11 protein-coding genes and 1 riboswitch are annotated in these 12,788 nt (G+C 55.8%); of the genes, 8 read left to right on the top strand and 3 right to left on the bottom strand.

Annotated features, from left to right (window positions below; all coding sequences use genetic code 11):
* Positions 1-109: 109 nt before the first annotated feature.
* Entirely contained in the window at positions 110-1,261 is a 1,152-nt protein-coding gene (gene argE, locus FHN83_RS10990) for an acetylornithine deacetylase (RefSeq protein ID WP_138370878.1), read from the bottom strand.
* A gap of 88 nt (positions 1,262-1,349) precedes the next feature.
* Here argE and argC point away from each other — a divergent pair, with 88 nt between their 5' ends.
* From argC to oxyR, 4 genes are all read left to right on the top strand, one after another.
* Positions 1,350-2,354, top strand: a complete 1,005-nt coding sequence (argC, locus tag FHN83_RS10985) for an N-acetyl-gamma-glutamyl-phosphate reductase (RefSeq protein WP_139563827.1) — start codon at positions 1,350-1,352, stop codon at positions 2,352-2,354.
* Positions 2,355-2,360: 6 nt separating this feature from the next.
* Positions 2,361-3,137, top strand: coding sequence for an acetylglutamate kinase (argB, locus tag FHN83_RS10980; protein WP_139563826.1), 777 nt, complete (start codon positions 2,361-2,363; stop codon positions 3,135-3,137).
* A 74-nt stretch (positions 3,138-3,211) separates the two neighbouring features.
* Positions 3,212-4,585, top strand: a complete 1,374-nt coding sequence (gene argH, locus FHN83_RS10975) for an argininosuccinate lyase (RefSeq protein WP_138370875.1) — start codon at positions 3,212-3,214, stop codon at positions 4,583-4,585.
* Positions 4,586-4,909: 324 nt separating this feature from the next.
* Complete coding sequence (gene oxyR / locus FHN83_RS10970; protein WP_138370874.1) at positions 4,910-5,827, top strand: DNA-binding transcriptional regulator OxyR; 918 nt, start codon at positions 4,910-4,912, stop codon at positions 5,825-5,827.
* On the opposite strand, the gene sthA is transcribed toward oxyR, so the two are convergent.
* Positions 5,810-7,210, bottom strand: coding sequence for a Si-specific NAD(P)(+) transhydrogenase (gene sthA / locus FHN83_RS10965; protein WP_138370873.1), 1,401 nt, complete (start codon positions 7,208-7,210; stop codon positions 5,810-5,812). The two genes, oxyR and sthA, sit on opposite strands and share 18 nt — an antisense overlap.
* Before the next feature lie 196 nt (positions 7,211-7,406).
* On the opposite strand from sthA, the gene fabR reads away from it, so the two are divergent.
* Positions 7,407-8,045, top strand: a complete 639-nt coding sequence (gene fabR / locus FHN83_RS10960) for an HTH-type transcriptional repressor FabR (RefSeq protein ID WP_032615233.1) — start codon at positions 7,407-7,409, stop codon at positions 8,043-8,045.
* Between the two features lie 10 nt (positions 8,046-8,055).
* Positions 8,056-8,415 (top strand): YijD family membrane protein, encoded by a 360-nt coding sequence (locus tag FHN83_RS10955; protein WP_032615232.1) that lies wholly within the window; start codon positions 8,056-8,058, stop codon positions 8,413-8,415.
* A 57-nt stretch (positions 8,416-8,472) separates the two neighbouring features.
* Here FHN83_RS10955 and trmA read toward each other — a convergent pair whose 3' ends face one another.
* A complete protein-coding gene (gene trmA / locus FHN83_RS10950; protein WP_138370872.1) occupies positions 8,473-9,573 on the bottom strand; it encodes a tRNA (uridine(54)-C5)-methyltransferase TrmA in 1,101 nt (366 codons plus the stop codon).
* 103 nt (positions 9,574-9,676) lie between these two features.
* A riboswitch (cobalamin riboswitch) is annotated at positions 9,677-9,852 on the top strand.
* A gap of 65 nt (positions 9,853-9,917) precedes the next feature.
* On the opposite strand from trmA, the gene btuB reads away from it, so the two are divergent.
* Complete coding sequence (gene btuB / locus FHN83_RS10945; RefSeq protein ID WP_139563825.1) at positions 9,918-11,771, top strand: TonB-dependent vitamin B12 receptor BtuB; 1,854 nt, start codon at positions 9,918-9,920, stop codon at positions 11,769-11,771.
* Positions 11,716-12,567, top strand: coding sequence for a glutamate racemase (murI, locus tag FHN83_RS10940; RefSeq protein WP_138370870.1), 852 nt, complete (start codon positions 11,716-11,718; stop codon positions 12,565-12,567). Before btuB ends, murI begins: the two co-directional genes overlap by 56 nt.
* The last annotated feature ends 221 nt before the right edge of the window (positions 12,568-12,788 follow it).

Here is a 12,788-nt window from a genome sequence, read left to right as displayed (position 1 = left end):
TGCGGGCAATTTACGAAATTTAATTCGCTTTGCGTCAGATAAGAGATGCTTATGAGAATGTGACGAAGATCGCGGGATTTTCCCCTCTCCGAAGAGAGGGGAGGCGTGATTAATGCCAGCAGAAGTGATGCACAACCTGGGTAATCAGTTCGCGGGTGGGCTTGATAAAGCGCGTTTCCAGATACTCATCCGGCTGATGGGCCTGGTTAATGGAGCCCGGGCCGAGCACCAGGGTCGGGCACAGGGTCTGAATAAACGGCGCTTCGGTGCAGTAGTTCACCACGTCGGTTTTCTCGCCGAGCAGTTTCTCCACCACTTCCACCAGCTGGTGGTCCGGCGGGCATTCATAACCCGGGATCGGCGGATGCAGGTCGGACACCGTCAGACGGCCCGGCCAGCGTTCACTCACCGGTGCCAGCGCTTCGGTCAGTAAGCCATTCAGATCGCTCAGAGTCATGCCCGGCAGCGGACGGATATCCATATGCAGTTCACAGCAGGCGCAGATACGGTTAGACGCATCGCCGCCGTGCAGGCTGCCGAGGTTCAGCGTGGGATACGGCACGGTGAAGGCGTCGTAGTGATAGCGCTCTTTCAAATCGTCACGCAGGGTCATGATGCGGCCGATGGCGTCGTGCATCAGTTCAATGGCGTTGACGCCGCGCGCCGGATCGCTGGAGTGGCCGGACTGGCCCAGCACGCGCACCGCCGTAGAGATATGGCCTTTGTGGGCACGGATCGGTTGCAGGGAGGTCGGCTCGCCGATAATCGCGCAATCCGGGCGAATCGCCGTGTTTTCCGAGAAGTATCGCGCGCCCGCCATGCTGGTCTCTTCGTCGGCGGTAGCCAGAATATAGAGCGGCTTTTTCAGAGTGGTGACGTCAACGTCACGCAGCGCGTCGAGGATAAAGGCGAAGAAGCCTTTCATGTCGGCGGTGCCCAGCCCGTAGAGCTTGTTGTCGTGCTCTGTCAGGGTGAAGGGATCGCGCGTCCAGCGCCCGTCATCAAACGGAACGGTGTCGGTGTGTCCCGCCAGCAGCAGACCGCCCGCGCCCTGGCCGGTACTGGCGAGCAGGTTAAATTTATTACGGGTTCCCGGTACCGGCTGAACCTCCACCTTAAAGCCGAGATCGCTGAACCACCCCGCCAGCAGATTGATTAAAGTCTCATTACTCTGATCCAGCGCTTCTTCCGTTGCGCTGATGGACGGCGTGGCAATCAGGGCGCGGTAGATCTCGATAAATGGCGGTAAATTCATTTTCATTGTTGACACACCTTAGGTCGTGATAGTATCAATATTCATGCAATAAATGTGAATAAAAATACATTAACGTTGAGCATAAAGGAACCCGATGTTGAATACGCTGATTGTAGGCGCTAGCGGTTATGCGGGCGCAGAGCTTGTAAGCTACGTGAATCGCCATCCTCATATGACCATAACCGCTTTGACTGTCTCAGCGCAAAGCAATGATGCAGGAAAGTTAATTTCCGATTTACATCCGCAACTTAAAGGGGTTGTCGATCTGCCATTGCAGCCGATGTCGGATATCAGCGAGTTTACCGACGGCGTGGACGTGGTGTTTTTAGCCACCGCTCACGAAGTCAGCCACGATCTGGCGCCGCAGTTCCTGGCGGCCGGTTGCGTGGTATTCGATCTCTCCGGTGCGTTCCGTGTGAACGACGCCGCGTTCTATGAAAAATACTACGGTTTCACTCATCAGCACCCGGATCTGCTTGAAAAGGCGGTGTATGGTCTGGCGGAGTGGAGCGCAGATGCGCTGAAAGAGGTGAACCTGATCGCTGTACCGGGTTGCTACCCTACGGCAGCGCAGCTCGCCCTGAAACCCCTGATCGACGCAGGCCTGCTGGATCTGAACCAGTGGCCGGTGATCAACGCCACCAGCGGCGTGAGCGGAGCCGGGCGCAAGGCGGCTATCTCCAACAGCTTCTGCGAAGTGAGCCTGCAACCGTATGGCGTGTTTAACCACCGCCATCATCCCGAAATCACCACTCATCTGGGTACGGACGTGATTTTCACTCCGCATCTGGGCAGCTTCCCGCGTGGCATCCTCGAAACTATTACCTGCCGCCTGAAACCGGGCGTGACCCAAGACCAGGTGAAAGAGGTCTTCACGAGGGCGTACGCGGATAAGCCGCTGGTGCGTCTGTATGACAAAGGCGTGCCGGCGCTTAAAAACGTGGTTGGCCTGCCATTCTGCGATATCGGCTTTGCCGTGCAGGGCGAGCACCTGATTGTGGTGGCCGCAGAAGATAACTTACTCAAAGGCGCAGCCGCCCAGGCAATGCAGTGCGCAAATATTCGTTTTGGCTATGCTGAAACGCAGTCTCTTATTTAAGGTGTGATGATGAACCCATTAATTATCAAGCTTGGTGGTGTACTGCTGGACAGCGAAGAGGCGCTGGAGCGTCTGTTTACCGCGCTGGTCAACTATCGCGAATCACATCAACGTCCGCTGGTGATTGTTCACGGCGGCGGCTGTGTGGTGGATGAGTTAATGAAAGGCCTGAACCTGCCGGTGAAAAAGAAGAACGGCCTGCGCGTGACGCCTGCCGATCAGATTGACATCATTACCGGTGCGCTGGCGGGTACGGCCAACAAAACCCTGCTGTCATGGGCGAAGAAACACCACATCGCATCCGTGGGCCTCTACCTGGGCGATGGCGACAGCGTTAAAGTGACCCAGCTCGACGAAGAGCTTGGCCACGTTGGGCTGGCGCAGCCGGGTTCGCCAAAACTGATTTATACGCTGCTGGAAGGCGGTTTCCTGCCGGTGGTGAGCTCTATCGGCGTGACCGAAGAAGGCCAGCTGATGAACGTCAACGCTGATCAGGCGGCAACCGCGCTGGCGGCGACGCTGGGTGCAGACCTGATCCTGCTCTCTGACGTGAGCGGAATTCTGGACGGCAAAGGCCAGCGCATCGCGGAGATGACCGCGGCGAAAGCCGAACAGCTGATCGACCAGGGGATTATCACCGACGGCATGATCGTGAAAGTGAACGCGGCGCTGGACGCTGCGCGCACGCTGGGTCGCCCGGTGGATATCGCCTCCTGGCGTCACGCGGACCAGCTGCCGGCGCTGTTTAACGGCACGCCGATCGGCACGCGTATTCTGGCGTAAGATTTTATTGAATGACCGTAGGCCGGGTAAGCGTAGCGCCAACCGGCGGAACTAACGAATAAAGGAAGCATGTTATGGCACTTTGGGGTGGGCGTTTTACACAGGCAGCGGATCAACGGTTCAAACAGTTCAACGACTCTTTGCGCTTCGACTACCGCCTGGCCGAACAGGATATCGTCGGCTCTGTGGCCTGGTCCAAAGCGCTGGTCACCGTTGGCGTGCTGACCGCAGACGAACAGCTGCAGCTGGAAGAGGCGTTGAATAATCTGCTGGAAGAGGTGCGTCTTAACCCGCAGCAAATCCTCGAAAGCGACGCCGAAGATATTCACAGCTGGGTGGAAGGGAAGCTCATCGACAAAGTCGGCCAGCTGGGTAAAAAGCTGCATACCGGCCGGAGCCGTAACGACCAGGTGGCGACCGATCTGAAGCTGTGGTGCAAAGATACCGTGGTGGAACTGCTGGCGGCTAACCGTCAGCTGCAGAGCGCGCTGGTGGAAACCGCGCAGAACAACCAGGATGCGGTGATGCCGGGTTATACCCACCTGCAGCGTGCGCAGCCTGTTACCTTTGCCCACTGGTCGCTGGCCTATGTTGAGATGCTGGCGCGTGATGAAAGCCGTCTGCAGGATACCTTAAAGCGTCTGGACGTGAGCCCGCTGGGCAGCGGCGCGCTGGCCGGTACTGCCTATGAAATCGACCGCGAACAGCTGGCGGGCTGGCTGGGCTTCGCCTCCGCCACCCGCAACAGCCTGGACAGCGTCTCCGATCGCGACCACGTGCTGGAACTGCTTTCTAATGCCTCTATCGGCATGGTGCACCTGTCGCGTTTCGCCGAAGACCTGATCTTCTTCAACTCTGGTGAAGCCGGGTTTGTTGAGCTGTCGGATCGGGTAACCTCCGGCTCTTCCCTGATGCCGCAGAAGAAAAACCCGGATGCGCTGGAGTTGATCCGCGGCAAGTGTGGCCGTGTGCAGGGCGCGCTGACCGGTATGATGATGACCCTGAAAGGGCTGCCGCTGGCGTATAACAAAGATATGCAGGAAGACAAAGAGGGCCTGTTCGACGCGCTCGACACCTGGCTGGACTGCCTGCATATGGCGACCCTGGTGCTGGACGGCATCCAGGTGAAACGTCCGCGCTGTCAGGAAGCGGCTCAGCAGGGCTATGCTAACTCCACCGAGCTGGCGGATTACCTCGTGTCTAAAGGCGTGCCTTTCCGTGAAGCGCACCATATTGTGGGTGAAGCGGTAGTGGAAGCCATTCGTCAGGGCAAAGCGCTGGAAGACCTGCCGCTTTCCGATCTGCAGAAATTCAGCAGCGTGATTGGCGATGATGTCTATCCGATCCTGGCGCTGCAGTCGTGCCTGGACAAGCGTGCCGCAAAAGGCGGTGTGTCGCCGAAGCAGGTGGCGCAGGCCATCGCGGATGCGAAAAACCGTCTGGTGTGATCCGTGATATGTCGGGTGGCGGCTTTGCCTTACCCGACCTACAAAATGAGTAGCCCTGGCAAGCGTAGCGCCGCCGGGGAAAAGGCCAGCCATACGCTGGCTTTTTTACGCAAAAAAAATGCGGACCACGGGGTCCGCAAAAGTTCACGTTGGCTTTAGTTGTTCGAGTTTTGAGAGAAACTCGTGAGACGGGACAGGACTTCAAGGGTAATCGGTGCCGCCTCGTCTCTGTGATGCATTATTCAACAGAACGCTTGATAGGGATAATCGTTCGTTGCTATGCTATCTATCGCCATGAACTATCGTGGCGACGGAGGATGAATAATGAATATTCGTGATCTTGAATACCTGGTGGCGTTAGCCGAACATCGCCATTTCCGCCGCGCGGCAGATTCCTGCCACGTCAGTCAGCCTACGCTTAGCGGTCAGATCCGTAAGCTGGAAGACGAGCTTGGCGTAATGCTGCTGGAGCGCACCAGTCGTAAAGTGCTGTTCACCCAGGCAGGCCTCCTGCTGGTGGATCAGGCGCGCACCGTGTTGCGCGAGGTCAAAGTGCTCAAGGAAATGGCAAGCCAGCAGGGGGAGACCATGTCCGGCCCGCTGCATATTGGCCTGATCCCAACCGTTGGCCCGTACCTGCTGCCGCACATCATTCCGATGCTGCATCAGACCTTCCCGAAACTCGAAATGTACCTGCATGAAGCGCAAACCCATCAGCTGCTGGCGCAGCTTGATAGCGGCAAGCTCGACTGTGCCATTCTGGCGCTGGTTAAAGAGAGCGAAGCCTTTATCGAAGTGCCGCTGTTTGATGAGCCGATGATGCTGGCGATCTATGAAGATCATCCGTGGGCGAGCCGCGATCGCGTCCCGATGGCCGATCTGGCCGGCGAAAAGCTGCTGATGCTGGAAGATGGTCACTGTCTGCGCGATCAGGCGATGGGCTTCTGCTTTGAAGCGGGTGCTGATGAAGATACCCACTTCCGCGCAACCAGCCTGGAAACGCTGCGTAATATGGTCGCGGCGGGAAGCGGCATTACGCTGCTGCCTGCGCTGGCCGTGCCGCGCGAGCGTAAGCGTGACGGCGTGGTCTATCTGCCGTGCATTAAGCCGGAACCGCGCCGTACCATTGGTCTGGTTTATCGCCCGGGTTCCCCGCTGCGCAGCCGCTATGAGCAGCTGGCAGAGGCCATCCGTGGTGCAATGGATGGCCATTTCGACGGTAAGTTAAAACAGGCGGTTTAAGCCGTTCAGCGCCGCTACCCGATAAGCTTCTGCCATGGTCGGGTAGTTAAAGGTGGTATTAACAAAGTATTCGATGGTGTTACCACCACCTTTTTGCTCCATGATCGCCTGGCCGATATGAATGATTTCCGCCGCCCGCTCACCGAAGCAGTGAATGCCGAGGATCTCTTTCGTCTCGCGATGGAACAAAATCTTCAGCGTACCCACGCTCATCCCCACGATTTGCGCCCGCGCCAGATGTTTAAACTGGGCGCGACCCACCTCGTAAGGCACCTTCATGGCCGTCAGCTGCTGCTCGGTTTTCCCGACAGAGCTGATTTCCGGAATGGTATAAATGCCGGTCGGAATATCTTCGATCAGATGCGCCGTCGCTTCACCTTTCACCAGCGCCTGAGCCGCAATGCGTCCCTGGTCGTAAGCCGCTGACGCCAGGCTTGGATAGCCAATCACATCGCCTACGGCATAAATATGCGGCAGAGCGGTCTGGTACATGCTGTTAACCTTGATTTGCCCGCGGCTGTCGGTGGTGAGACCGATGTTCTCCAGCGCCAGCGAATCGGTGTTACCCGTACGGCCGTTAGCGTACAGCAGGCAGTCTGCTTTCAGCTTTTTACCGGATTTCAGGTGCATGATCACGCCATCATCGCAGGGTTCGATCTTCTCGTACTCTTCGTTGTGGCGAATCACCACGCCGCTGTTCCAGAAGTGATACGAGAGCGAGTCGGACATCTCCTGATCGAGGAAGGCCAGCAGACGGTCGCGGGTGTTAATCAGGTCGACCTTCACGTTCATGCCGCGGAAGATAGAGGCATATTCGCAGCCGATCACCCCGGCACCGTAGATCAGCACGTGGCGCGGCTCATGATGCAGGCTCAGAATGGAGTCGCTGTCGTAGACGCGCGGGTGTGAGAAATCGACATCGGCCGGACGATACGGGCGTGAGCCACAGGCGATAACAAATTTCTCTGCGGTGATCGTCTCAACAGAACCGTCATGGCACTCCAGCGCCAGCGTATGCTCATCTACAAAATGCGCGCTGCCCTGCAGAATTTCGCAGTGGTTACGTTCATAAAAACCCTGGCGCATCCGCGTCTGCTGGTTAATCACGTTATCCGCGTGATTGAGAATATCGGCAAAAGAAGAGCGGAGGAGACGGGAGTGATCGCTGTAGAGAGGGTTCTGGTTGAATTCAATAATGCGGCTGACGGCGTGGCGGAGGGCTTTGGAAGGGATGGTGCCCCAGTGGGTACAGCCGCCGCCAACGTTATGGTAGCGCTCAATAACCGCTACTCTGGCTCCCTGTTTAACCAGTCCCATAGCAGCGCCTTCGCCGCCGGGGCCGGAACCAATAACTATTGCGTCGTAATCGTAGGAATGTGACATGGTAAGGCTTACCTGTTCTTATACATAAAAGCAACAGAATAGTAACATCATTGGCGGGATAACCCAATTATCGTTGTGCTCTTTTCGCGTGGTGGAGCACAAACCACATGGAAACCTTCATTCTGTAAGCCAGGTAAACCGATTAATTTTATTCTCTGGTATAGTGCCAGCGGGCCTTTGGAAGGATTCAACTATCGTGATGGGCGTAAGAGCACAACAAAAAGAGAAAACCCGGCGTTCGCTGGTGGAAGCCGCATTCAGTCAACTGAGTGCTGAGCGGAGTTTTGCCAGTCTGAGCCTGCGCGAGGTCGCACGCGAAGCCGGGATTGCGCCTACCTCTTTCTATCGTCATTTCCGTGACGTAGATGAACTGGGTCTGACCATGGTGGATGAGAGCGGGCTGATGCTGCGCCAGCTGATGCGCCAGGCGCGTCAGCGTATCGCTAAAGGGGGCAGCGTGATCCGCACCTCCGTTTCCACTTTTATGGAGTTTATCGGCAATAATCCCAACGCGTTTCGTTTATTGTTACGGGAACGTTCTGGCACCTCGGCAGCATTCCGTGCCGCAGTGGCCCGCGAGATTCAGCATTTTATTGCGGAACTTGCCGACTATCTTGAACTCGAAAACCATATGCCGCGCGCCTTCACTGAGGCGCAGGCCGAGGCGATGGTCACAATAGTCTTCAGTGCGGGCGCCGAAGCACTGGATGTGAGCGTTGAACAACGCAAGCAACTCGAAGAGCGACTGGTATTGCAACTGCGGATGATCTCTAAAGGGGCTTATTACTGGTATCGCCGTGAACAAGAAAAACTGGCGCATCAATCCGATGAGTGAAAGGTGAGTAATGAAACAGACAGGACAGGATAAAGGAACATTGTTGCTGGCATTGATCGCTGGCTTATCCATTAACGGTACGTTCGCAGCGATTTTTAGCTCCATTGTACCGTTCTCGGTTTTCCCGATGATCTCTCTGGTGCTGACGGTCTACTGTCTGCATCAGCGTTATCAGAATCGCACCATGCCGGTAGGCTTACCGGCGCTGTCGGCAGCGTTCTTTGTTCTGGGCGTCCTGCTGTACAGCACCGTAGTGCGCGCAGAGTACCCGGACATTGGCTCTAACTTCCTGCCGGCTGTACTGTCGGTGGCGCTGGTGTTCTGGATTGGCTTTAAAATGCGTAACCGTAAGCAGCAGCTGCCAGAGTAACGGTTCTGTTTTGTAGTTGTAGGCCGGGTAAGCGCAGCGCCACCCGGCAATAACGGGTTACCGCGCCGTCAGTAACACCCCGCACTCCATATGGTGCGTATACGGGAACTGATCGAACAATGCCAGACGTTCAACCTTGTGCGTCTGGCTTAATGTTTCCAGGTTCTTGCATAAGGTTTCCGGGTTACAGGAGATATAAAGAATACGCGGGTACGCCTGCACCATCTTCTCGGTTTCGCTGTCCAGCCCGCTGCGCGGCGGATCGACGAAAATCGTTTCACACTGATAGCTCTTCAGATCGATCCCCTGCAGACGGTTAAAGTCCCGCACGCCGTTCATCGCCTGAGTAAACTCTTCCGCCGACATACGAATGATCTGCACATTATCAATGTGGTTTGCTGCAATGTTGTATTGCGCGGCGGCGACCGACGGCTTGGCAATTTCGGTAGCCAGCACGCGTTCGAAGTTACGCGCCAGCGCCAGGGAGAAGTTGCCGTTACCGCAGTACAGCTCCAGCAGATCGCCGGTTGAACCTTCGGTGGCCTTCAGCGCCCACTCCAGCATCTGCACGTTCATGGCGGCGTTCGGTTGCGTAAAGCTGTTCTCAACCTGGCGGTAGATCATCTCTTTTCCCGCTACCGGCAGGCGTTCATCGATGTAATCCTGATCCAGGGCAATTTTGGTTTTTGTCGCGCGGCCAATCAGATGCACATTAATGTTCTGCGCGCGCAGCGCATCGCGCAGGGCTTCTGCCGCCTGGCGCCACTCGTCATTCAGCGCTTTATGGTACAGCAGCGAGACGATAGCCTGATTGCTTTGGGTACTCAGGTAGTCAATCTGAAACAGCTTATGGCGCAGAACAGGATTATTGCGCACGCCGTCCATCATCAGGGTCATCAGCTGGTTAATCAGCTCGCTGGCCGCCGGGAAGCTGTCCACGCGGATACGGCTTTTGGTCTGCTGATCGAAAATGATGTGGTACAGGTCGTCGCCGTCATGCCAGATACGGAATTCGGCACGCATACGGTAATGGCTGACCGGGGAGCGGAACACCTCAGGCGCAGGCGCAGCAAAAGGCGTCATCATACTTTGCAGGCGGACGACTTTCTCTGCCAGTTGCGCGTCGTACTGTTCTGTCGGGAGGTGTTCTGGAGTCATGATGCTTCCTGTTGAAGATGAATTACGCGGGGATTGTAGGGATTGTACAGGGGATGTCCAGCCCTAATGGTTAACGGCAGTCTGGACATCTATACGTGTCTAAATGTAGCATTATGTTTCCGGTCTCTTATGAGTGAAAAGGGAATCCAGTGCAAATCTGGAGCTGACGCGCAGCGGTAAAGACTGGCGGGATGAGTTAATCGACACTGTGAAAATGGGAAGTCGTCATCCAGTTAACGCCACCTAGCCCGAAGACCTGCCGGGATCACGTCGCATTTGGTTTCATCATCGCGTGCTATGGGTGGGGCCTGCGGCATCCTTCTTATATTGTGGATGCTTTTACAATGATAAAAAAAGTATCGCTGTTGACGGCGCTTTCCGTCACGGCATTTTCGGGCTGGGCGCAGGATAGCGCAGACTCGTTGGTGGTGACGGCAAACCGTGTTGCACAGCCTGCTAATACCGTCCTGGCCCCAAGCTCTGTCGTTACCCGGGAAGATATCGAGCGCTGGCAGGCGAAAAGCGTCGTTGAGGTGATGTCGCGCTTACCGGGCGTTGATATTGCACAAAGCGGTGGAATGGGTGCCAACTCTTCTACTTTTATTCGCGGTACAGAATCTCGTCATGTGCTGGTTCTTATCGACGGCATTCCACTGAATAACGCCGGGATCAGCAACTCACCGGATCTCAGCCAGATTCCCGTTTCGCTCATTCAGCGTGTCGAATACATTCGTGGTCCGCGCTCGGCCCTGTACGGTTCAGATGCGATTGGCGGTGTGATTAACATCATCACTGGCCGTGATAAGCCAGGGGCAGAAATTAACGCCAGCGTAGGTTCGAAAGGCTATCAATCCTACGATGGCTCCTTCCAGCTGGTGCTGGATAAAACCAAAATCACCCTGGGCGGCAATTATAACTATACCCGCGGCTTTGATATTGATGCGGCAGATGCCCCGCGTCAGCCAGACCGTGACGGCTTTATGAGTAAGTCGCTGTTCGGCTCCGTTGAGCAGCAGATCACTGACAACCTGAGCGGCTTCGTGCGTGGCCTCGGCTACGACAACCGCACGGCGTATGACGGTTATGAGCATTACGACGATAACTTTATGGTCGATGGCACCCCTGATACGCGTCAGCTTTACAGCCAGAACTGGGATACCGGTCTTCGCTATAACCAGGGAATTTATCAGACCCAGCTGGTGGCTGGTTATGGTCGCAGTAAAGACCAGAACTACGATCCGAGCAAAGGCCGTTATGCGTCCTCTGCCACCATGGATGACGTTAAGCAGTACACCGCTCAGTGGCTGAACACCGTTACTGTCGGCCACGGCAATATTGGCGCAGGTCTGGACTGGCAGAAGCAAAAAACCCAGGCGGGAACGGGCTATCTGGATAAAGGCTACGAACAGCGCAACACGGGTGTGTTCCTGTCTGCCCTGCAGCAGTTCGATAGCGTCACCCTGGAAGCCGCCGCGCGTAATGACGACAACTCTAACTTTGGTAACCATAACACCTGGCAGACCAGCGCCGGATGGGAGTTTATCGACGGTTACCGGATCATTGGTTCTTATGGTACAGCCTATAAAGCGCCGACCATGAGTCAGATCCACAGTGCGAGCTATGGCAACCCGGACCTGAAACCGGAAGAGAGCAAGCAGTGGGAGGGCGGCTTCGAGGGGCTGACCGGTCCGGTGAACTGGCGTGTGTCAGGCTATCGTAACGACATCGACAACCTGATTAGCAGCGACCCGCGGACTTTCCGCTACTACAACGTCGACAAAGCGCGTATCAAAGGTATTGAAGCGACGGCGCAGTTTGATACTGGCTCGGTAGGGCATCAGGTTTCCTATGACTACGTCGATCCACGCAATGCGAAAACGAACGAAGTGCTTGCCCGCCGTTCGAAACAGCAGGTGAAATACCAGCTGGACATGCAGGTGTGGGATCTCGACTGGAATCTGGCCTACCGCTATCTGGGAACCCGTTATGACGTGGCGTACGATCCTGATACCTTTACTTCAGAGCGCGTGAAACTGGGTGGAGTAAGCCTGTGGGATCTCGCCGTTTCATATCCTGTCACCTCTCACCTTACAGTTCGTGGTAAAATAGCCAACCTGTTCGATAAAGACTACGAGACAGTTTATGGCTACCAAACTGCAGGACGGGAATACACCTTGTCTGGCAGCTACACCTTCTGACCCACGTCCCACCGTACTGGTGTTTGACTCCGGTGTCGGTGGGCTTTCAGTCTATGATGAGATTCGGCAACTTCTGCCGGATCTTCATTATATCTATGCGTTCGATAACGTGGCTTTCCCGTATGGGGAAAAGAGCGAAGCGTTTATTGTCGAGCGCGTCGTCGAGATCGTTACCGCCGTACAACAGCAGTATCCTCTCGCACTGGCAGTGATTGCCTGCAATACCGCCAGTACAGTCTCCCTTCCGGCACTGCGTGAAAAATTCCCGTTCCCGGTTGTCGGCGTCGTTCCGGCGATTAAACCTGCCGCGCGCCTGACGGCGAATGGCGTGGTGGGACTGCTGGCGACGCGCGGGACGGTTAAACGTCCTTATACCCGTGAGCTGATCGAGCGCTTTGCCAATGAATGCCAGATTGCGATGTTAGGTTCTGCTGAGCTGGTTGAGATGGCCGAAGCTAAACTGCACGGCCAGGCGGTATCGCTGGAAGAGCTGCGCCGTATTCTGCGTCCATGGCTGCGGATGGCGGAGCCACCAGATACGGTGGTGCTGGGCTGCACGCATTTCCCGCTATTACAGGAAGAGCTGCTTGCCGTACTTCCGGAAGGTACCCGGTTGGTGGATTCGGGAGCGGCAATTGCCCGTCGCACGGCATGGCTGCTTGAACATGAAGCGCCAGATGCGAAATCCACCGACGCGAATATCGCTTATTGCATGGCATTGACCCCGGTAACTGAGCAACTTTTACCCGTTTTGCATCGTTATGGCTTCGAAACGCTCGAAAAACTAGCGCTATAGCACGGTTTTGAGCAAAAAACAGACGGTTGAAAGTTTTTTTTAATTTAGCGCTTGTCACCGTCCGAGAACTCCCTATAATGCGCCTCCACTGACACGGAACAACGGCACGCAAGCCGCCGGGTCAGCGGGGTTCAGCGATGAACGCTGGCAGAGAAAAGTGAAAATAATCGCTTGACTCTGAATGAGGAAAACGTAATATACGGGACCTCGCAACGGTGAGC

The organism is Leclercia adecarboxylata (genome assembly GCF_006171285.1).
GTDB classification, from domain to species: Bacteria; Pseudomonadota; Gammaproteobacteria; order Enterobacterales; family Enterobacteriaceae; genus Enterobacter; species Enterobacter barmai.
The sequence above is the reverse complement of the archived record's forward strand: the minus strand, read 5'-3'. Positions and strand labels throughout refer to the sequence as shown.